The organism is Streptomyces sp. NPDC004065 (assembly GCF_044903565.1).
Taxonomy (GTDB): Bacteria; Actinomycetota; Actinomycetes; order Streptomycetales; family Streptomycetaceae; genus Streptomyces.
The window spans coordinates 22,471-41,847 of the sequence record NZ_JBJDQT010000042.1; the positions used below are offsets into that span (position 1 = coordinate 22,471).

General features: G+C 74.3%; 18 protein-coding genes. 9 read left to right on the forward strand and 9 right to left on the reverse strand.

Annotation, left to right across the window (positions count from 1 at the left end; all coding sequences use genetic code 11):
• The first annotated feature begins 17 nt into the window (after nucleotides 1-17).
• Entirely contained in the window at nucleotides 18-473 is a 456-nt protein-coding gene (locus ACI2LW_RS31405; RefSeq protein WP_404734653.1) for a GNAT family N-acetyltransferase, read from the forward strand.
• Here ACI2LW_RS31405 and ACI2LW_RS31410 read toward each other — a convergent pair.
• Nucleotides 418-1,419: an endonuclease/exonuclease/phosphatase family protein gene (locus tag ACI2LW_RS31410; protein WP_404734654.1), complete on the reverse strand. Its 1,002-nt coding sequence runs from the start codon at nucleotides 1,417-1,419 to the stop codon at nucleotides 418-420. The genes ACI2LW_RS31405 and ACI2LW_RS31410 overlap by 56 nt on opposite strands.
• A gap of 183 nt (nucleotides 1,420-1,602) precedes the next feature.
• Here ACI2LW_RS31410 and ACI2LW_RS31415 point away from each other — a divergent pair, with 183 nt between their 5' ends.
• From ACI2LW_RS31415 to ACI2LW_RS31425, 3 genes are all read left to right on the forward strand, one after another.
• Entirely contained in the window at nucleotides 1,603-2,184 is a 582-nt protein-coding gene (locus ACI2LW_RS31415; protein ID WP_404734655.1) for a TetR/AcrR family transcriptional regulator, read from the forward strand.
• A gap of 281 nt (nucleotides 2,185-2,465) precedes the next feature.
• Complete coding sequence (locus tag ACI2LW_RS31420) at nucleotides 2,466-3,653, forward strand: GDSL-type esterase/lipase family protein (RefSeq protein WP_404734656.1); 1,188 nt, start codon at nucleotides 2,466-2,468, stop codon at nucleotides 3,651-3,653.
• A gap of 201 nt (nucleotides 3,654-3,854) precedes the next feature.
• A complete protein-coding gene (locus tag ACI2LW_RS31425; RefSeq protein ID WP_404734657.1) occupies nucleotides 3,855-4,049 on the forward strand; it encodes an antitoxin in 195 nt (64 codons plus the stop codon).
• A 532-nt stretch (nucleotides 4,050-4,581) separates the two neighbouring features.
• Here the strand turns inward: ACI2LW_RS31425 and ACI2LW_RS31430 are convergent.
• The 4 genes from ACI2LW_RS31430 to ACI2LW_RS31445 form a co-directional block, all read right to left on the reverse strand.
• The gene (locus ACI2LW_RS31430) at nucleotides 4,582-6,132 is read right to left on the reverse strand and encodes a DHA2 family efflux MFS transporter permease subunit (protein ID WP_404734658.1); all 1,551 of its coding nucleotides are present in this window, start codon (nucleotides 6,130-6,132) and stop codon (nucleotides 4,582-4,584) included.
• Between the two features lie 168 nt (nucleotides 6,133-6,300).
• Nucleotides 6,301-6,870, reverse strand: coding sequence for a TetR/AcrR family transcriptional regulator (locus ACI2LW_RS31435; protein WP_404734659.1), 570 nt, complete (start codon nucleotides 6,868-6,870; stop codon nucleotides 6,301-6,303).
• A gap of 91 nt (nucleotides 6,871-6,961) precedes the next feature.
• On the reverse strand, nucleotides 6,962-7,375 hold the full coding sequence (locus tag ACI2LW_RS31440) for a hypothetical protein (protein ID WP_404734660.1): 414 nt from the start codon (nucleotides 7,373-7,375) through the stop codon (nucleotides 6,962-6,964).
• A 151-nt stretch (nucleotides 7,376-7,526) separates the two neighbouring features.
• On the reverse strand, nucleotides 7,527-8,204 hold the full coding sequence (locus tag ACI2LW_RS31445) for a GPR1/FUN34/YaaH family transporter (RefSeq protein ID WP_404734661.1): 678 nt from the start codon (nucleotides 8,202-8,204) through the stop codon (nucleotides 7,527-7,529).
• A gap of 287 nt (nucleotides 8,205-8,491) precedes the next feature.
• On the opposite strand from ACI2LW_RS31445, the gene ACI2LW_RS31450 reads away from it, so the two are divergent.
• Nucleotides 8,492-8,959, forward strand: coding sequence for a hypothetical protein (locus tag ACI2LW_RS31450; RefSeq protein WP_404734662.1), 468 nt, complete (start codon nucleotides 8,492-8,494; stop codon nucleotides 8,957-8,959).
• Nucleotides 8,960-9,033: 74 nt separating this feature from the next.
• On the opposite strand, the gene ACI2LW_RS31455 is transcribed toward ACI2LW_RS31450, so the two are convergent.
• The 4 genes from ACI2LW_RS31455 to ACI2LW_RS31470 form a co-directional block, all read right to left on the reverse strand.
• Nucleotides 9,034-9,264 carry a response regulator transcription factor gene (locus tag ACI2LW_RS31455; RefSeq protein ID WP_404734663.1) on the reverse strand — a complete coding sequence of 77 codons (231 nt, stop codon included), beginning with the start codon at nucleotides 9,262-9,264 and terminating at the stop codon, nucleotides 9,034-9,036.
• A gap of 300 nt (nucleotides 9,265-9,564) precedes the next feature.
• Nucleotides 9,565-9,933 carry a cytochrome C oxidase subunit I gene (locus tag ACI2LW_RS31460; protein WP_404734664.1) on the reverse strand — a complete coding sequence of 123 codons (369 nt, stop codon included), beginning with the start codon at nucleotides 9,931-9,933 and terminating at the stop codon, nucleotides 9,565-9,567.
• Entirely contained in the window at nucleotides 9,930-11,609 is a 1,680-nt protein-coding gene (ctaD, locus tag ACI2LW_RS31465; protein ID WP_404734665.1) for a cytochrome c oxidase subunit I, read from the reverse strand. Before ctaD ends, ACI2LW_RS31460 begins: the two co-directional genes overlap by 4 nt.
• A 135-nt stretch (nucleotides 11,610-11,744) precedes the next feature.
• Nucleotides 11,745-12,686, reverse strand: a complete 942-nt coding sequence (locus tag ACI2LW_RS31470) for a LysR substrate-binding domain-containing protein (protein ID WP_404734666.1) — start codon at nucleotides 12,684-12,686, stop codon at nucleotides 11,745-11,747.
• Nucleotides 12,687-12,780: 94 nt separating this feature from the next.
• On the opposite strand from ACI2LW_RS31470, the gene mdlC reads away from it, so the two are divergent.
• The 4 genes from mdlC to ACI2LW_RS31490 all read left to right on the forward strand — a co-directional run bounded on the left by mdlC (nucleotide 12,781) and on the right by ACI2LW_RS31490 (nucleotide 18,815).
• Nucleotides 12,781-14,376, forward strand: coding sequence for a benzoylformate decarboxylase (gene mdlC, locus ACI2LW_RS31475; RefSeq protein WP_404734667.1), 1,596 nt, complete (start codon nucleotides 12,781-12,783; stop codon nucleotides 14,374-14,376).
• A 29-nt stretch (nucleotides 14,377-14,405) separates the two neighbouring features.
• Complete coding sequence (locus tag ACI2LW_RS31480) at nucleotides 14,406-15,860, forward strand: benzaldehyde dehydrogenase (RefSeq protein WP_404734668.1); 1,455 nt, start codon at nucleotides 14,406-14,408, stop codon at nucleotides 15,858-15,860.
• A gap of 84 nt (nucleotides 15,861-15,944) precedes the next feature.
• Complete coding sequence (locus ACI2LW_RS31485; protein ID WP_404734669.1) at nucleotides 15,945-17,237, forward strand: MFS transporter; 1,293 nt, start codon at nucleotides 15,945-15,947, stop codon at nucleotides 17,235-17,237.
• Nucleotides 17,238-17,366: 129 nt separating this feature from the next.
• On the forward strand, nucleotides 17,367-18,815 hold the full coding sequence (locus ACI2LW_RS31490; protein WP_404734670.1) for a condensation domain-containing protein: 1,449 nt from the start codon (nucleotides 17,367-17,369) through the stop codon (nucleotides 18,813-18,815).
• Nucleotides 18,816-19,377: the final 562 nt, after the last annotated feature.

A 19,377-nucleotide genomic window follows, 5' to 3' on the forward strand; every position in this document is an offset into this window, starting at 1 on the left:
CTCAGCAGCCTCCGGCGGTGGACCGCCACCTGGAGGCGTTCTCCCGCCTGCTGGCGGCGTACCACCTGCGTACGCAGGCGGAGAAGGGCGAGGCCGTCACCGCCGTGGACGCGCTGCCCGACCGCTACCGGACCGAGGTCCTCGACCCGCGGGCGGCGTTCGCCGGTGACCGGGTGCTGCTCGCGCTGAGCGACGGCACGGCGGTGGGCTGTGCGGTGCTGACCGCCCCGGCCGGGGGCGGCTGCGAGCTCAAGCGGCTGTGGACCGCGCCGGCCGCGCGCGGGCGGGGCGTCGCCTCGGCCCTGGTCGGCGCGGCGCTCGCCCGGGCCGCGGACAGCGGCGCGGGGACGGTACGGCTGTCGGTGTGGCGGTGGCGCACGGACGCCGTCGCGCTGTACGAGCGCTTCGGCTTCCGGGTCACCCGGTCGTGGGACGAGCGGGAGCGGCTGGTGTGCATGGAGCGCACCGTGTGAGTGCCAGATCGGCCACCAGCGGCCGGTGGTCCGAGATCGCCGTCCGGGGGGCACACGCTCCGGCCACGGCGTCCGCGCCGATCCCCGAGGCCAGCACGTGGTCGAACTGCACCAGCGGACGGTGCGACGGGTAGGTCGGCGTCCGGGCGGTCTCGCGCCAGGCGTCCCCACGGCGCCCCGGCGCGGCGCCCGGCAGCCGGGACCGTACCCGCTCGGCCGCGTTGAGCGTCGCCCTGGGAACGGCGCCGACCAGGTTGAAGTCCCCCAGCAGCAGGCACGGCCGCGGCAGATCGGCGATCCAGCGGCGTACCGCGAGCAGCTGGCCGACGTTCCAGCCCGGGACGAACGACAGGTGCACGGCCACCGCGGTGAACGGACCGGCCGGCCCTTCCAGTACGGCGGCGAGCACCGCGCGCGGCTGGTCCCGGACCGCCGTCAGACCGGGACGGCCCGCGCTGCGCAGCGGCACGGCCAAGGGTGCCGCGGCGAGCCGGCGCGCCCGCCACGCCCGCACCGGGAGCCGGGAGAGCAGGGCGATGCCGTGCGAGGGCACGCCGTCCGGCGAGTTCCGCGACCGCGGCCCGTACTCCCGCAGCCCCGGCGCCGCCGGGTCGCGCACCCAGCCCCCGCCGGGCAGGGCGCGCGCGTGCAGCGCCGAGGCGTACCGCCAGTGCCCGGCGCCCATGGCGGCGGCCGCCACGGCGGCCTGGTCGACACCGCCCGAGCGCGGCTGGAGGCGGTCCACCTCCTGAAGCGCCAGCACGTCCGCGTCCAGTGCCGCCACGGCCTCGGCCAAGGGCGCCGGGCCGGCGGCGTCCTCCGTGCCCGGCGCGCGGCCGTCCTCCAGGAGCCGCAGGCCGTGCAGCACGTTGAAGGTCGCGCACCGCACCCGCCCCGCGGGCACGGCAGGCACGGAAGGGGCTCGGGGTGGGACTGAGCCGGTCATGCACCGGACGGTACCCGGGTCCGGCCGCCACTGCCGGAGCCCTGCGCGCCGCCCGGCGCTCTTCGCACCCGACGCGGCCCGCCGACCACATGCCGAGTATCGCCCGGCACATGCTAGGTATCTGCCTACAATCTTTAGGCTGGCACACGATCGACACCGGATCGGACGGAAGGCGGGCACGGCATGGCACGAGCGGGGCTGACCCCGGAGCGGCTGACGCGGGCGGGGGCCGAGCTGGCCGACGAGGTGGGTTTTGAACAGGTCACCGTCTCGGCGCTGGCCCGGCGCTTCGACGTCAAGGTGGCGAGCCTCTACTCGCATCTGAAGAGCTCCCACGACCTCAGGACCAGGATCGCCCTGCTCGCCCTGGAGGAACTGGCCGACCGGGCCGCCGACGCCCTGGCCGGGCGGGCGGGCAGGGAGGCCCTGGCCGCCTTCGCGAACGCCTACCGCGACTACGCCCGTGAGCACCCCGGGCGCTACGACGCGGCCCGGTTCAGGCTCGACCCGGAGACGGCGGCGGCGAGCGCGGGCGTGCGGCACGCCCGGATGACGCGCGCGATCCTGCGCGGCTACGACCTGGCCGAGCCGGACGAGACGCACGCGGTCCGCCTGCTGGGCAGCGTCTTCCACGGTTACGTCAGCCTGGAGGCGGCCGGCGGATTCAGTCACAGCGCGCCGGACTCCGAACAGAGCTGGTCCCGGATCGTCGACGCCCTCGACGCGCTGCTGCGCAACTGGCCCGCGCCCGCCCCCGCGCCCTGACGCACACCCCCTGGCGCGCACGCGCCCGCCCATCCCGGGCACACACCACCGCCGCCCTCGCACACCCGCGTCAACACCACGCTCCCCCACCACGCCCGGCGCACCACTGCCGCCTGCCCGCACGCGCACACCCGCGCCGGCGTCGGCACCCGCACCCGCACCCCGCACCCCGCACCCCGCACCCCGCACCCCGCACCCGCGCCGATGCCCCGCCCGCGCCCGCACCACCCACCGCCTCCTCACCCCATCGCCCCACCCCCGGAAAACGACAGGCCGAGCCGATGCGCCGCACCCCGCACCACTGGATCACCACGCCCCTCACCGCCGCCCTGCTGCGCGGCGCCCTCGACCTGGAGCGCACCGCCCGCGGGCTGCTGCCGCACCGGCTGCCCGCCCGCGCACGCGCCCAGTGCGCCGACCCGCAGCTCGCCATGGCCGAGAGCCAGCCCTCGGGCGTCCGGCTGGCCTTCCGCACCCGCGCCACCGCCGTCGAACTGGACACCCTCCCCACCAAGCGGGTCTACGTGGGCGCGCCGCCCCGTCCGGACGGCGTGTACGACCTGCTCGTGGACGGACGCCCGGCCGGCCGGGCCACGGCCGCCGGCGGCGACGTCCTCACCCTGGACCTGGCCGGCGGCACGGCCGAACGCACCCCCGGCCCGGCCGGCACGCTCCGCTTCACCGGTCTGCCCGGCCGGGAGAAGGACGTCGAGATATGGCTGCCGCACAACGAGACCACCGAGCTGGTCGCCCTGCGCACCGACGCCCCGGTCGAGCCGCTGCCGCGCGGGAACCGCCGGGTCTGGCTGCACCACGGCAGTTCCATCAGCCACGGCTCCGACGCCGCGAGTCCCACGACCACCTGGCCCGCACGGGCCGCCTCCCTGGGCGGGGTGGAGCTGGTCAACCTGGGTTTCAGCGGCAGCGCCCTGCTCGACCCGTTCACCGCCCGCGCCCTGCGGGACACCCCCGCCGACCTGATCAGCGTCAAGATCGGGATCAACCTGGTGAACACCGACCTGATGCGCCTGCGCGCCTTCGCCCCCGCCGTCCACGGCTTCCTCGACACCGTCCGCGAGGGTCACCCCGCCGTACCGCTGCTGGTCGTCTCGCCCGTCCTGTGCCCGATCCACGAGGACACGCCGGGCCCCAGCCTGCCGGACCTCACGGACCTGGGCGCGGGACGCCTCCGGTTCCGCGCCGCGGGCGACCCGGCCGAGCGGGCGGCCGGGAAACTGACCCTGAACGTCATCCGGGAGGAACTGGCCCGGATCGTGGAGCGGCGGGCCGCCGAGGACCCGCATCTGCACCATCTGGACGGCCGGGCCCTCTACGGCGCGGACGACTTCGCCGCCCTGCCGCTGCCCGACGCGCTTCACCCCGACGCGGCCGGACACCGCCTCATGGGAGACCGCTTCGCCGCGCTCGCCTTCGCGGTCGGCGGCCCCTTCGCGGACCGCGCCGTCTGAACCGGCCCGGCGCCGGTCCCGCACCGCCCGGCCGCACCGCCCGGCCGCACCGCCCGGCCCGCGACCCTCCCACACCGACCTACTGCCCGCACCGCCCGGCCGGGTCGCCCCGCCCGCTCCGGCTGCGGATGCGGGCCCCGGTCCACTCGGCGATTCTGAAGTGGGGGACCGTGGGGGAACCAAGCAGCCGAGGAGCACGCGATGAGCATGATGGACAAGCTCAAGGGTCTGCTGAAGGGCCATGAGCATCAGGCCGAGAAGGGCGTCGACAGGGGCGGCGACTACGTGGACGAGCGCACCCAGGGCAAGTACACCGGCCAGGTCGACACCGCCCAGGAACGGGCCAAGGACCAGCTCGGCGGGACGGACCGCGGCCAGGACCAGCCACCCCGCTGAGGCCGGGGCCCACCGCCTCGCTCAGCCACCGCCCGCCGAGGCCCGGACCACCGAACCGAATCCACCACCCCGCCCAGGGCGGGGAACCACCGCGCCGGTGCGGCCGGAAGCCGCCGCCCCGGCCCGGTGACGCCCACCCGGCACGGCCGTGCACCGGCCCGGTACGCATCGCGGTCCCACCCGCCGTCCAGGGCGGCGCCGCGCGGGCCGCCGGTAGCAGGACGATCGATTCCGTCGCGGCCTCGCCACGCTCTCCACGCCGCACCGCGCCCATCGCGGCCCCCGCCGCTTCCCATGCCCCGGCCACCACGCCCCGCGAGCCGCCGCCCCACTCTCCGTGCCCCGCCAAGGCACCGTGTGCCCCGCCAAGGCACCGTGTGCCCCGCCAAGGCACCGTGTGCCCCGCCAAGGCACCGTGTGCCCCGCCGAGCCCACCGCGGCCGCGGCGCCCGCCACGGCCCGGCCCCGCCCGGCCGCGAGGACCGGGCCGGGCTCCGGCTCTGCCGCACCTGCCCGGCCCCGCCCCTCCGCGTCAGCCGGTGCGCCCCGGCGAGGACGGCGCCCCGGGCGCGCCCGCGGCCACCGCGAGTCCGTCGGCCGCGCCGGCCTCGACCGCGCCTTGGCCCGCGTCCTGGCCTGCGCGCTCGCCCGCGTCCTCGCGCGCCCCCGGGACGCGGCCGTCCGGGTCCGGGGAGGAGCCGGCGGGGACCCCGCCCCGCCGGGGGATCAGCAGGGCCACGCCGCCCGCGAGGGCGACGGCCGCCGCACCGACGACTAGCGCGGGCCGCAGCCCGTCGACGAAGGCCTGCGGGCTCCCGTAGCCGCCGCGCGCCGTGAAGATCGACGACATGATCGCGATGCCCAGCGCGCCGCCGACCTCCCGCAGCGCGTTGTTGGCGCCGGAGGCGATGCCCTGTTCGCGGGCGGAGACACTCGACATGACCAGGTTGGAGGCGGGGGCGAAGAAGAGGGCCATACCGACGCCGCTGACGATCAGCCCGGGCAGCTGGGCGCCGTAGGAGACGTCGGTGGACGCCACCAGGGCCAGCTGGCCGAGTCCGGCGGCCTGCAGGAAGAGGCCGGCGGCGACGACCGGCCGGCCGCCGACGCGGTCGGAGAGGATGCCGGCGACCGGGGCGACCAGCATCGGCATGCCGGTCCAGGGGAGCATCCGCAGGCCGGCCTCGGTGGGCGAGTAGCCGAGCACGCCCTGCAGGTACTGGCTGAGCAGGAAGATCGAGCCGAACATCCCGAGGAACATCAGCAGGCTCGCCGCGTTGATGCCGGCGAAGGCGCGGGAGCGGAACAGCCGCATCGGCAGCATGGGGTCGGCGGCGCGCACGCCGTGCAGCACGAAGCCCGCCACCAGAGCGGCGCCCGCGAACAGGCCCAGCAGGACGAGCGGATCGCTCCAGCCGTCGGCGGGTCCGCGGACCAGGCCGTAGACGATGCCGAACAGGCCGCCGCTGGCGAGCAGGGTGCCGATGACGTCGAGCGGTGCGCCGCTGCCGTACGACTCGGCCAGGCGCAGCCGGGCGAGGGGCAGCAGGGCCAGGCCCAGCGGAACGTTCAGCCAGAAGATCCAGTGCCAGGAGACGTGCTCCGTGAGGCTGCCTCCGATGAGCGGTCCGGAGGCCACCGCGAGCCCGTTGACCGCGCCCCAGATGCCGTAGGCCATGCCGCGCCGGTGCGCGGGGACGGCGGCGGTCAGCAGGGTGAGCGTGAGCGGCATCATCACCGCGGCGCCGACGCCCTGCACGGCGCGGGCGGCGATCAGGGAGTCGATCCCGGGCGCCATGGCGGCCGCGGCCGACGCACCGGTGAACACCGTGAGCCCGGCGAGGAACAGCCGGCGGCGCCCGAACCGGTCACCGAGGGCCGCGCCGAACATGAGCAGGCAGGCGAAGGTGAGCGTGTAGGCGCTCACGGTCCATTCCAGGTCGTCCAGCGCCCCGCCCAGGTCCGCGCGGATGGAGGGCAGTGCGGTGGTGACGACGAGGTTGTCGAGGGCGGCCATGAAGCCGGCGACGCTGGTGATGACGAGGGCCCAGACGGCTCCCCCGCGTGCTGATTCCCGTGACATCTCTCCCCCAAGAGGATGGCCCTGATCACTCAGGTTAGTTATTGATGACTAACTTTCTTGCCCATGACTGTCCCACCACCCATGGAGAGGAGCGGGAACTCCCCCGGCCCATGGACGGACCGGGCGCGGACGCACCGGGCCGGACCTCCGGGACGGCCGTCCGTCGTGCTACTTCCGCAGCCGCCCTTCGAACCGGGCGGACGGGTACAGCCCCTCCCACACCCGGTGGGACGGCGGGAACCCCATGGCCACAAGGCAGTTGACGAGCATGCCGTACGCCATGAAGGTCGTCGTCTCCGCCACGTCCGCGCCGAGCGGCAGGTGCACGGTGTCCCACAGCCGCATCCAGCCCGCCCGGACGGCCTCGCCGAACTCGTGGTCGCCCTCGGCCTCCGCGGCGGCCACGGCGACGTACACCTGCATCTGCATCATCAGCCGCTCGGGCTGTTCCGCGATGACCTCGGTGTACGCGTTCGCCATCGCGTGCAGGGCCTCCTCGCCCTCCAGGCCCTCGGAGGCCTCCCGGAAGGTGCGGATGGTGTCCTCCACGCACCGCTCGGCCGCTGCCAGGAAGATCGCCCTCTTTCCCGGGAAGAGCCGGAAGAGATACGGCTGTGAGACTCCCACCCGCTTGGCGATGGCCTCGGTGGACGTGCCGTGGTAGCCCCCGCGGGCGAACTCGCTCGTCGCCGCGCGGATGACGCTCTCCCGCCGCTCCTCGGCGCTCATCCTGACCATGCGAGAAAGTTAGTGCTCAATCACTAACCAGTCAAGCTCCTTCGCCCGGAACCCCGGAACAGGCGCCCGGCCCCTGGTCCGACGACCGTCCCTACAACCGTCCCGACGGCTGTTCCGACGGCTGTTCCGACGGCCGTCGTGGCGGCTGTCCGGTGAGGCCGGCCACCGCCAGGGCGGCCCAGCCCAGGGCGGTCACCAACGTCCCGGCACGGCCCGTGCGGGTGGGCAGCGCCCTGCCGAAGAGCAGCGCGTCGCCCACGTCGGAGGCCATCCGCACCGCGGTGGCGGTGACCAGGGCCGGCCCCCGGGGCGCCACCAGCATGGCCAGACCGGTCGCGGCGTCGCGCCAGGCCAGCCCGCTCAGCGCCAGCGCGGTGGAGGGCGCGGTACGCCCCTGGTCGTCCACCAGACCGGCGGGCCGGGCCAGCCAGTCCGGCCGACGGGCGATCACACCGCCGTAGACGACCATCGTCGCCCCGAGCGTTCGCAGCAGTCCTGTCCGCACCTCGCACCTCCGGTGGTCGCGGGCACCCGCGTGCCCGTTCCCCGCTGTGCCTACCCGCCGCCCGCCCGGGGTCACGCGGTGCGGTGCGGGGGTTGCACCGCGCGGCCCAACGGGCGCCCCGCCCGCGGGGACGGCGGGCGGCGGCGGCCGGTCACAGCTGCCCGCGGACTCCGGGTTCCGGCGCCCCGCCGCCGGAACCCTCGCCGATGACGCGCCGGGCCTCGCCACGGCGCAGTGTGGGCAGGACGGTGCGCCCGCGCAGGTCCTCCAGGAGGAACGCCGTGCCCGCGTACAGGGCCAGCGCGACCAGTAGCAGTGCGGCGGCCGCGTCGGCGAGCTGCCAGGCCGGGGGCGCGCCGAGCTGATAGGCCGCGGCCAGCCCGGCCCGCACGGTGGAGACGGTCAGCACGATGCCCAGCAGCCGTTTGCCGAGGAAGGCGGTGGCGGCCAGCGGCAGCAGCATCAGGCCGAAGGCCGCGAGGTACACGCCCTCCGCGGAGGAGGTCTGCTCCCAGGGGGCGACGACGTGCAACGCACCCAGCCCGGCCCAGGACGTCGCGAACAGGCCGAGCGCCGCGGCGGCGGCGGTGTCGCGGGTCAGGAACGCCATCACCGCGGCGAGGAACTCCAGCGGGAACACGAAGAGCACGAGCAGGACGCCCGCCGTGCGGACCTGTTCGCCGGTGATCGCGCCGAGGCCGATGCCCGCCAGCAGCGCCATGCCGATCCCGAAGGAGAAGAACCCGAGCGGCAGGGGGTTGGCGTACGGCCGGACGACGACCGCCGCGCCCGGGGAGGCGTCCGCCGGCGTGGAGGGCGTGCCCGTCATGCCGGCCGCGTACCCGTCCGCCCCGGCCGGAAACGGAAGGCTGCGGCCGGGACGGCCGGGCCGGCGCGACGGGCGGACCGGACCGCGCGGCGGCCGGCGGCTCGGGAGACGACGGCCGCTGGCTCAGGGGGCGGCGGCCGGTGATCCAAGGGGCGGTGGTTCACGGAGCGACGGCCGGTGATCCAAGGGGCGGTGGTTCACGGAGCGACGGCCGGTGATCCAAGGGGCGGTGGTTCACGGAGCGACGGCCGGTGGTTCGGGAGGCGGTGGCGGGGAACTCGCCGGGCATGCTCGAGACCATCGTGCGCGGCGGCGCTGCGGGCGCCGCCGGGACCACCGTACTCAACGCCGTCACCTACGCCGACATGGCACTGCGCGGCAGGCCGTCCAGCGAGACGCCGACGCAGGCGGTGGACAGGATGACGAAGGACGCCCGACACCCGGTGCCCGGCTCCGCGGAGAGCCGGGACAACCGGCTCTCCGGCCTCGGCGCGCTGTCGGGCATCGCCGTCGGCAGCGGGATCGGCGTGGCGGTCGCCCTCCTGTACCGCGCCGGCGTGCGGATGCCGTGGTGGCTGGGCGGCATGCTCACCGGCGCCCTGGCCATGGCGGCGACGGACGTGCCGATGGCGCGGATGGGGGTCAGTGACCCGAGGTCCTGGTCGACCGAGGACTGGGCCTCCGACGTCGTGCCGCATCTGCTGTACGGCCTGACCACGTACGCGATGATCGAGGCCGACGACCACCTCGCGTGACGCCCCGCGCCGTACCGGGCGGGCCCGGTCTCAGTACCGGGCGGGCCCGGTCTCAGTACCGGGCGGGCCTGGTCTCACATGCCCAGGGAGATGGCCAGCCGGGTCAGCTCCGCGGTGGTGGTGATGTTGAGCTTGGCCCGGATGCGGCGCAGGTACTCGTCGACGGTGTGCCGGGACAGACCCATGTGGCGGGCGGTCTGCACATAGGTGCGGCCGGCGGCGATGTGGCGCAGGGTCTCCCGCTCGCGCGGGGCCAGGGCGGGGAGGGAGGTCTCGGTGGACGGCGTGGCGAGGGCGACGTTCATGAGAGGTTCCTTCGGCGCGTCGGTCCGGTCGGCGGCTGTTCTGCTCACACCCTCGGAAGCAGAAGGACAATGACCCGAATGGGCGGTTTGTCCGATATAGATAAGCGTGGCCCCGGGACTTCACAGCGATGTCCGCCAAATGTCACAGACGTGTCCCGAGCCCGGTGCCACCAGCCGCTGCCGGGTCTCCGGAGCCCTTTGGTGTCCGGAGCCCCCGCCGGGTGTCCGGAACCCCTACCGGCAGAGGCCGGGGCCGACAGGGGCAGGCCGGGGCCGGCCGGGCTCAGGGCCGGGGCCTTCTCAGGCGCGGGCGAGCGCCGCGGCGAGGACCGCCACCGCGCCGAGCACGGCCGCGGTGGTGACCGTGAACGCCAGGCAGCGGGCGCGCAGTTGCCGGTAGCGCTCCTCGTACTCGCCGCGCAGGGCCCGGCACCGGTCGGCCACCCGCCGCAGGTCCGCCCGGGCGCGCGTCAGGCAGTCGCGGACGTAGTGCGCCTCGATCTCCTCCCGCTGCGCGGTGGTCAGCCACTGCAGCGGCTCGGTGAACTCACGGGCCCGCTGCTCGGCCTCCGCGACCCGGGCCTGCCACAGCAGATAGCCCTCCACCTGGTTGATCACCTGCGCCGGGTCGGCCCGCTGCCCGTCCTGGTGGCCCGCCGCGCCGGTCATCTCGGCAGGCCCAGGTTCTCCCGCGCGTCCGTGATGGAGACCTCGGGGTGGTGGAGGTCGAACGCGGGGGACTCGCTGCGGATCACCGGCAGGGTCACGAAGTTGTGCCGGGGCGGCGGGCACGAGGTCGCCCACTCCAGCGAGCGGCCGTAGCCCCACGGGTCGTCGACGCCGACCGGCTTGCCGTACTTGGCGGTCTTCCAGACGTTGTAGAAGAACGGCAGCATCGACAGGCCGAGCAGGAAGGAGCCGATGCTGGAGACCATGTTGAGGTCGGTGAAGCCGTCGGCGGCGAGGTAGTCGGCGTACCGGCGCGGCATGCCCTCGGCGCCCAGCCAGTGCTGGACGAGGAACGTCGTGTGGAAGCCGACGAACAGCGTCCAGAAGGTGATCTTGCCGAGCCGCTCGTCGAGCATCTTGCCGGTCCACTTGGGCCACCAGAAGTGGAATCCGGCGAACATCGCGAACACCACGGTGCCGAAGACGACGTAGTGGAAGTGCGCCACCACGAAGTAGGTGTCGGAGACGTGGAAGTCCAGCGGCGGCGAGGCGAGGATGACGCCGGTCAGACCGCCGAAGAGGAAGGTCACGAGGAAGCCGGTCGCCCACAGCATCGGCGTCTCGAACGACAGGCTGCCCCGCCACATGGTGCCGATCCAGTTGAAGAACTTCACACCGGTCGGGACCGCGATCAGGAAGGTCATGAAGGAGAAGAACGGCAGCAGCACACCACCGGTGACGAACATGTGGTGCGCCCACACGGTCGCCGAGAGCCCCGCGATGGCGATGGTCGCGCCGATCAGGCCCATGTAGCCGAAGATCGGCTTGCGGGAGAAGACGGGGATGACCTCCGTGACGATCCCGAAGAACGGCAGCGCGATGATGTACACCTCGGGATGGCCGAAGAACCAGAACAGGTGCTGCCACAGCAGCGGCCCGCCGTTGGCCGCGTCGTAGACATGGGCGCCGAACTTGCGGTCCGCCTCCAGCGCGAACAGCGCCGCCGCCAGCACCGGGAACACCATGATGGCGAGGACGCTGGTCAGCAGCACGTTCCAGGTGAAGATCGGCATGCGGAACATGGTCATGCCCGGGGCGCGCATGCAGATGATCGTGGTGATGAAGTTGACCGAGCCGAGGATGGTGCCGAAGCCCGAGAAGGCCAGACCCATGATCCACATGTCGTGGCCGAGGCCCGGCGAGTGCGCGGAGTCGTTCAGCGGGGCGTAGGCGAACCAGCCGAAGTCGGCCGCCCCGTCGGGGGTGAGGAAGCCGCCCACGGCGATCAGCGACCCGAACAGGTAGAGCCAGTAGGCCAGCATGTTCAGCCGGGGGAAGGCCACGTCCGGGGCACCGATCTGCAACGGCATGATCCAGTTCGTGAAGCCGGCGAACAGCGGCGTCGCGAACATCAGCAGCATCACCGTGCCGTGCATCGTGAACGCCTGGTTGAACTGCTCGTTCGAGACGATCTGCAGCCCCGGCCGGGCCAGTTCGGCCCGCATGAGCAGCGCCATGACGCCGCCGAGGATGAAGAAGAGGAACGACGTGATCAGGTAGAGGGACCCGATGGTCTTGTGGTCGGTCGTCGTCACCCACTTCACCACCACGGCGCCGGGCCGCAGCGGGCGACGGGGGGCCGCGGCCCCTCGTGTGATGTCCTGAACGTCTGTCATGCGGCCCGTCACACGCTTTCTCTCAACGGATGGGTACGCGAGGTCCACGCGGTGTCCCGCAGGGCCCGCACCCATCGTCGCGGCTGAGGCGACCGAAGCGGCGGCGGCCGTCCTCCCGATGGAGCAATACCGCGCTCAATGCACCCGGTTGGCGTAAGGCGGGAGCTGTGCGGGGCTCACCCGCTCGCCCAGGACCTCGGTCATGAACCGCACCAGCCACCGCTGGGCGGGGCTGCGCGACGACTCGTGCCGGGCGTAGAGGGCCACCTCGATCGGCTCGGTCTCGAACGGCAGCCGGACCAGGCGCACCCGGTGGGAGGCGGTGAACACCTCGCCGACGTACTCGGGGACGACCGCGATCAGGTCGGTCTGCTCCAGCAGGTACGGCAGCATCGAGAAGCGGGTCGCGTCCACCACCACACGGTCCAGCAGGCCGTGGGCGGCGAGCAGGGCGCGGGGGAAGACGTGCCCGCTGGGGCCGAACACCGTGGCGTGGGACTCCGCCGCCAGCTGCTCGAGGGTGACCGACTCGCCGCGCACCCGCGGGTGGTCGGCGGCGACCATCGCGACGTAGCGCTCGTGGAACAGCGGGATGCGCACCGTGCGGTGCGAGGTGAGCGCCGGAGTGGCCACGAAGGCGTCCAGGTCGCCGCGGCGCAGCTGGTGCTCGGCGTCGTCCACGTCCAGCGGGCGCACGGTGAACGCCACCCGCGGGGCGCGCTCGCGGGCGGCCGCCAGCAGCCGCGGCAGCAGGGTCGCCTCGCCCAGGTCGGACAGGGCGAGGGTGAAGCGGCCCGGCATGGTCGCGGGGTCGAAGGCGTCGGCCTGCCGCACCGTGCCGTCGATCTCCGCGAGGGCGCGCTGCAGCGGCTCGTACAGCCGGCGGGCGGCCGCGGTCGGGCTCAGCCCGCGGCCCGTGCGCCGGAACAGCTCGTCGCCGAAGTGCCGGCGGAGCTTGTTCAGGCTGTAGCTGACCGTGGGCTGGGTGACGTGCAGGGTGTCGGCGGTGGCCGTCACGCTGCCGGTCTCGTACAGCAGCACGAAGACCCGGGCGAGGTTGAGGTCGAAGCTCCTCATATCGAAGCACTCTATATCGCGCCGGAGAAACATTTATTGGTGCCGATCTCAGCGGCTGCCTAGCGTGTGCCAGGTCACTCCGAAAGGAACGCCTGTGCCCTCCGTACGCCGCGTCTGCCATGAGTTCCTGCAGCGCCAGGGACTCACCACCGTGTTCGGCAACCCGGGCTCCAACGAGCTGCCCTTCCTCGCCGATCTGCCCGGGGACTTCCGTTACGTCCTCGGCCTGCACGAGGGCGCCGTCCTCGGCATGGCCGACGGCTACGCCCAGGCCACCGGCCGCCCGGTCCTGGTCAACCTGCACGCCGCCTCCGGTTCCGGGAACGCGATGGGCGCGCTGACCAACGCCGTGGCCTCCCGCACACCGCTCGTGGTCATGGCCGGCCAGCAGGTGCGGACGGCCATCGGGCCGGAGGCCAACCTCGCGAGCGTCGACGCGCCGGCGCTGATGAAGCCGCTCGTCGGGTGGGCCGCGGAACCGGCCTGCGCGAGCGACGTGCCGCGCGCGCTCGCCCAGGCCGTCTTCGAGGCGCGGCTGCAGCGCCGGCCGACGTATCTGTCGGTGCCGTACGACGACTGGACGGCGGAGGCGGGCGACAACAGCCTGGACGTGCTCGACCGGCAGGTGGAGCGGGCCTCGGTGCCCGCCGGGGAGCAGGCGCGTGCCCTGGCCGAGCAGGTCGTCTCCGCCGAGCGGCCCGCGCTGGTGCTGGGCGGCGACATCGACTCCGCGGGCCTGTTCGAGGACGCCGTCCGGCTCGCCGAGCGCCTCGGCAGCCCGGTGTGGGCGGCCCCCTCCCTGTTCCGGCTGCCCTTCCCCAACCGGCACCCGCTCTTCCGCGGGGTGCTGCCCGCCGGGATCGCACCGGTCGGCGAGGCCTTCGAGGGCCACGACCTGGTGCTCGTGCTCGGCGCGCCGGTCTTCCGGTACCACGAGCACCTGCCCGGCCGGTACCTGCCCGAGGGCACCCGGCTGGTCCAGGTCACCGAGGACGCCTCCGCCGCGGCGCGGGCACCGATGGGCCAGGCGCTGGTCGCCGACCCGGGCGCCGTGATCGACCTGCTGATCAAGGTGCTGGACTCCCCCGCCCAACCCGTCGGCGCCTACCGGCCGGTGCCCGGACCGCCCGCCGCCGGGGAGGCCGCCGGCCCCGGGGCACGGCTGCACCCCGAGGAGGTGTTCGCCGCGCTGCGCGACGAACTGCCCGCGGACACCGCCTACGTCGTGGAGTCCACCTCGACCAACGCCTCCTGGTGGCGCCAGATGGACCTGCGCCGCCCCGGCTCCTACTACTTCCCCGCGGCCGGCGGGCTCGGCTTCGGACTGCCCGGCTCCGTCGGGGTGGCGATGGGGCAGCCCGGCCGCCCGGTCGTCGGCGTGATCGGCGACGGCTCGGCCAACTACGGCATCACCGCCCTGTGGACCGCCGCCCAGCAGCGGGTGCCCGTGACGATCGTCCTGCTGCGCAACGGGACGTACGGCGCGCTGCGCTGGTTCGGCGGCCTGCTCGGCGTACCCGACGCGCCCGGCCTGGACATCCCCGGCCTGGACTTCACCCGGATCGCCGAGGGCTACGGCGTACCCGCCCGTCACGCCGGTGACGCGGGGGAGCTGCGGGCCCTGCTCGCCGAGCGGCCCGACGGCCCCCGGCTCATCCAGATGGACACCGCGCTCACCACCCCCTCCTGACCGATCATCCGTCCCAGAAAGGGAAACCGATGGCACTCCTGGACAGCGACGTCTGGGCGAAGAAGTTCTACAGCGACGGCTGGCGCGGCGCCGCGGCCGAGCAGCCGGTGGTCGAACCGGCGACCGGTGACCAGCTCGGCACCGTGGGTCTGGCCACGGCCGAGGACGCGGCCCGCGCCGCCGCCCGGGCCGCCCGGGCCCAGCGCGACTGGGCGGCCACCCCGCCGCAGCGGCGGGCCGCGGTCCTGCGCCGGGCGGGCGAGCTGTTCACCGAGCACGCCGCCGAGATCGAGGACTGGCTGGTGCGCGAGGCCGGCTCGGTGCGTGCCAAGGCCGGTTTCGAGGCGGGGCTCGCCGTCGGCGAGTGCTTCGAGTGCGCGGGCCTGCCCACCCATCCGCAGGGCGAGGTGCTCTCCTCGGAGGAGGCCCGCTGGTCGTTCGCGCGGCGCCGTCCCGCCGGCGTGGTCAGCGTCATCGCGCCGTTCAACTTCCCGCTCATCCTCGGACTGCGCTCGGTGGCCCCCGCGCTGGCGCTGGGCAACGCGGTGCTGCTGAAGCCGGACCCGCGCACCGCGGTCAGCGGCGGCGTCGTCATCGCGCGGATCTTCGAGGAGGCCGGTCTGCCGGAAGGCGTGCTGCACCTGCTGCCGGGCGACGGCTCGGTCGGCCGGGCGGTCGTCGAGGCGCCCGAGGTGCGGGTGGTGTCCTTCACCGGCTCCACACCGGTCGGGCGGGCGATCGGCGAGCAGGCCGGCCGGCTGCTCAAGCGCGCCCACCTGGAGCTGGGCGGCAACAACGCCCTGGTGGTGCTGCCCGGCGCCGACGTGGGCAAGGCCGCGTCGGCCGGCGCGTTCGGCTCGTATCTGCACCAGGGCCAGATCTGCATGACGACCGGGCGGCACATCGTCCACGAGTCGCTGCTGGAGGAGTACTCCGCCGCGCTCGCCGCGAAGGCCGAGGCGCTGCCGGTGGGCGACCCGGCCCGGGAGGACGTGGCGCTCGGCCCGATCATCGACCGGCGCCAGCTGGAGCGGGTGCACAGTATCGTCACCGAGTCCGTCGCGGCGGGCGCGACCCTCGCGGCCGGCGGCGAGATCGCCGGGGCGGGCTACCGCGCCACCGTGCTGACCGGCGTCACCACCGGCATGCCCGCGTGGCGGGAGGAGATCTTCGGTCCGGTCGCACCCGTCCTCGGCTTCTCGACGCTGGAGGAGGCCGCGCGGATCGTCAACGACTGCGAGTACGGACTGTCCGTAGGCATCCTCGGTGACGTCGGGACGGCCATGAAGCTGGCCGAGCGGATCGACTCCGGCAAGGTCCACATCAACGAGCAGACCGTCAGCGACGAGCCCCACGCACCCTTCGGCGGGGTCAAGGCCTCCGGCACCGGGTCCCGTTTCGGCGGCGCCGCCGCCAACATCGAGGCCTTCACCGAGACCCAGTGGCTCACCGTCCGCCCGGACATCGCCGACTACCCGTTCTGACACCGCCCCGTTCCGTTCCGACACCGTTCCGTTCCGACACCGCCCGTTCCACTCAGCCCGCACCCGTCCCCAGGGGGGATTCCCATGGCATCCACCGTCTCCTCCGCCCCACCGGCGCGGACCGGCACGTCCGGCCGCAACGTCTGGACCGTGGTCCTGTGCTGGATCACCGTCCTGCTGGAGGGCTACGACCTCGTCGTCCTCGGCGCGATCATCCCGACCCTGCTCAAGACCCACCACCTCGGCATGACCGCGGGCGACGCGACGACCATCGCGACGCTCTCGCTCGTCGGCGTGGCCATCGGCGCCGTGTGCGTCGGCCCGCTGGCCGACCGGCTGGGCCGCCGGCTGCTGCTGATCGGCTCGGTCGTGCTGTTCTCGGTGTTCACCCTGCTGGTGCCGCTGGCCGGCTCGGTCACCATGTTCGCGATCCTGCGGCTCGTCGCCGGCCTCGGCCTCGGCGCCTGCATGCCCGTGTCGCTGACGATGATGGCGGAGCACATGCCGGCCGCCCGGCGCGCCCGGGCCAGCACCCTGACGATGACCGGCTACCACACCGGCGCCGTGATCACCTCGCTGCTGGCGCTGCAGGTCACCGACGACTGGCAGGTCCTCTTCTACGTCCTCGGTGCCGTCGGCATCGTCGTCGCCGGCGTCCAGTACTTCCGCCTGCCGGAGTCGGAGGCCTTCGTCCGCACCCAGCAGGCCCCGGACAAGCAGCGCGTGGCCTTCACCGAACTGCTCAAGCCCGCCTACCTCCGGGCCGGCATCGGCGTGTGGGTCGCCTCCTTCATGGGGCTGCTGCTGGTCTACGGCCTGAACACCTGGCTGCCCAAGCTGATGAACGACGCCGGCTACCCCGTCCCCACGGCCGTCACCCAGCTCCTCATCCTCAACGTCGGCGGCGTCGCCGGCCTGGTCCTGGGCGGCTTCGTCGCCGACCGGCGGGGCCTCAAGGGCACCACGCTCGGCTGGTTCGGCGCCTCCGTGCTCATGCTGGCGTGTCTGAGCGTCAGGATGCACAGCGACTTCATGCTCGACCTGGTCGTCTTCCTCACCGGCGTGTTCGTCTTCTCCGCCCAGGTGCTCGTCTACGCCTACGTCACGCACTACTACCCGGCCTCCGTGCGCGGCACCGCCCTCGGCTCCGCGTCCGGCATCGGCCGGATCGGCTCCATCGTCGGCCCGTCCATCACCGGGGCCCTGGTCACCGCCGGCATCGGCCATCCGTGGGGCTTCTACTTCTTCGCCGCGGTCGCGGTCCTCGCCTTCCTGGCCGTGCTGACGCTGCCCCGGAACGCGCCGGCCGCCGCGCCGGACACCGCGCCGGACACCGCGCCGGCCGCGGCGCCCGGCGCCGCCCAGCCGGCCCAGTAGGACCACCGCTCGGCGGAACCCGGCCGCGCGCCGGGTTCCGCCGAGCCGGTGGGGCCGCCCGCGCACCCGCAACCACCCGCGCCCCTGAGCAGTTGCTTCCTCGTACCCGCTCTGCGACGGAGGCTTCCCATGCGTATGACCGACATCCAGCGCTGCGAGGTCCGGCCCGGACGGCTCATCGAGTGGACGCTCGACCCGGCGGCCGTCACGGCCGCGGCCGGTCTGCCCGACGACGCCCGGCCACCGGCATACATCCAGGAGTCGCACATCAGGACGGCCCGGAGCGTGCGCGAGGGCGGCCTGTTCGTGCCGACCTGGCTGGGCGCGGCGTTCGACCTCCCGGGCAGGGTCGACCTGGACGCGCTCACCCACGCGCTGCGCGGCTGGATGCTGCGGCACGAGACGCTGCGCAGCGGCTTCCGCTGGGCCGGCGACGAGATGCGCCGCTTCACGCTCGAGCCGGCGGACGTGTCGCTGCGCCGCGAGACCGTCGGCGACTTCGCCGACGCCGACGTCCTCGTGCGCTACCTCCAGGACCGCTTCGACGTCACCGCGGACGCCCTGCGCTGGCCGAACTTCCTGTTCACGGCCGTGGTCCGGGAGGACGGCGCGAGCGTGTACATGGCCTTCGACCACAGCAACGTCGACGCCTACTCCATCCAGCGCATCCCGGCCGAGATCCACGAGCTGTACGCCCTGGGCGCCGAGCGCGGCGGCGCCGGCGCCAGGCCGGTCAGCAGCTATGTCGACTTCTGCAGCACCGAGCGGGCGACCGCGGACGAGATCGACGGCGGGGACGCGATCGTCGAGCGCTGGCGGGAGTTCGTCCGCCGCTGCGACGGCCGGCTGCCGGAGTTCCCGCTCGACCTCGGACTGGAGCCCGGCGGGGCGCTGCCCCGCCAGAAGCTGACGCAGGAGATGCTGGTGGGCGCCCCCGAGGCGGCGGCCTTCGAGGCGTACTGCCGGCCCTACGGCGGGAGCCTGGTCGGCATCCTGGCGGCCACCAGCCTCATCGTCCACGAGGTCGGCGGGCACCCCGTCTACCGCACGGTGGTGCCGTTCCACACCAGGCGCAAGTCCCAGTGGCTGGACTCCGTCGGCTGGTACGTCGGCGGCGCCCCGATCGAGGTTCCCACCGCCCACGCGCCCGACTTCCCCGCCCTGCTGCGGATGGTGAGCACGGCGCTGCACGCGGGCCGGCCCCTGTCCCGGATCCCCATCGCCCGGGTGCTGCGCCTGCTCGGCACGGACTTCCGGCCGACCTCGCCCGACCTGTACTCGATCGTCTCCTACGTCGACGCCCGCGACATCCCCGGCTCCGAGCGCTGGACCGACCTGAAGGCGTACGGCCTGCTCAGGGTGTCCTACGGCGACCAGGTGTGCGCCTGGATCACCCGGCTCCACGAGGGGCTGCAGTTCGCGAGCCGCTACCCCGACACCGACGCCGCGCACAAGAACATGCGCCTGTACGTGGAGCGGCTGCGGGACGTGATCCTCTCGGTGAGCCGGCCGCGCGGCGCGACGGACTCCGTCCTCCCCCGCCAGGCCGCCCCGGGCGCGGCCGCACATCGCGGCTGAAGGTTTCTCCGCCGGGGCCCGGCCAGACCCGGAGCCCGGCCGACCCCATACGGGGCCCGACCGCCCCGGCCCGGGCGGCCCCACCCGGGCCGGGCCGGACATGTCGGCCCCGGGCCGGAGCTGGGCCGGGGGCCGGGGGCTGGGCCGGACGCCCGGTCGGGGCGGACCGGGGCTGGACGGGCGGACGGACCGGGCCGGAGACGGACGGGCCGGACCGGCCGGACCCTGGGTCCGGCCGGGACCGGGACACCGCTGGGCGCGTTCCGCCGGGCAGTGGTCACCCGGGCCTGGGACGCGGTCGCCGGGGGCCGGGCCGCAGGCACGGGAGCCCAGGGCGCAGTACCGGGGCCCGGAGCGCAGTCACCTGGGTGTGCCGCGGTCACCGGGTCCGGGGGCGCGGCCCCGGAGCCGTGCCGCGGTTCCCGGGACCGTGCCGCGGTCGCCGGAGACGACGCCAGTGGCTTCCATCGCCCGAACCGGGCCCGTAGCCGGCCGCGGGTCCGGGACCCGGTCCGGGACCGGCTACGGGTCCGGGTCCCGCTACGGCCCGGCGAGGGAGAGA

Coding starts and splice junctions, on each gene's coding strand:
- ACI2LW_RS31410 (WP_404734654.1), bottom strand. CDS start 1,419: ATGACCGGCTCAGTCCCACCCCGAGCCCCTTCCGTGCCTGCCGTGCCC.
- ACI2LW_RS31415 (WP_404734655.1), top strand. CDS start 1,603: ATGGCACGAGCGGGGCTGACCCCGGAGCGGCTGACGCGGGCGGGGGCC.
- ACI2LW_RS31420 (WP_404734656.1), top strand. CDS start 2,466: ATGCGCCGCACCCCGCACCACTGGATCACCACGCCCCTCACCGCCGCC.
- ACI2LW_RS31425 (WP_404734657.1), top strand. CDS start 3,855: ATGAGCATGATGGACAAGCTCAAGGGTCTGCTGAAGGGCCATGAGCAT.
- ACI2LW_RS31430 (WP_404734658.1), bottom strand. CDS start 6,132: ATGTCACGGGAATCAGCACGCGGGGGAGCCGTCTGGGCCCTCGTCATC.
- ACI2LW_RS31435 (WP_404734659.1), bottom strand. CDS start 6,870: ATGGTCAGGATGAGCGCCGAGGAGCGGCGGGAGAGCGTCATCCGCGCG.
- ACI2LW_RS31445 (WP_404734661.1), bottom strand. CDS start 8,204: ATGACGGGCACGCCCTCCACGCCGGCGGACGCCTCCCCGGGCGCGGCG.
- ACI2LW_RS31450 (WP_404734662.1), top strand. CDS start 8,492: ATGCTCGAGACCATCGTGCGCGGCGGCGCTGCGGGCGCCGCCGGGACC.
- ACI2LW_RS31455 (WP_404734663.1), bottom strand. CDS start 9,264: ATGAACGTCGCCCTCGCCACGCCGTCCACCGAGACCTCCCTCCCCGCC.
- ACI2LW_RS31460 (WP_404734664.1), bottom strand. CDS start 9,933: ATGACCGGCGCGGCGGGCCACCAGGACGGGCAGCGGGCCGACCCGGCG.
- ctaD (WP_404734665.1), bottom strand. CDS start 11,609: ATGACAGACGTTCAGGACATCACACGAGGGGCCGCGGCCCCCCGTCGC.
- ACI2LW_RS31470 (WP_404734666.1), bottom strand. CDS start 12,686: ATGAGGAGCTTCGACCTCAACCTCGCCCGGGTCTTCGTGCTGCTGTAC.
- ACI2LW_RS31480 (WP_404734668.1), top strand. CDS start 14,406: ATGGCACTCCTGGACAGCGACGTCTGGGCGAAGAAGTTCTACAGCGAC.
- ACI2LW_RS31485 (WP_404734669.1), top strand. CDS start 15,945: ATGGCATCCACCGTCTCCTCCGCCCCACCGGCGCGGACCGGCACGTCC.
- ACI2LW_RS31490 (WP_404734670.1), top strand. CDS start 17,367: ATGCGTATGACCGACATCCAGCGCTGCGAGGTCCGGCCCGGACGGCTC.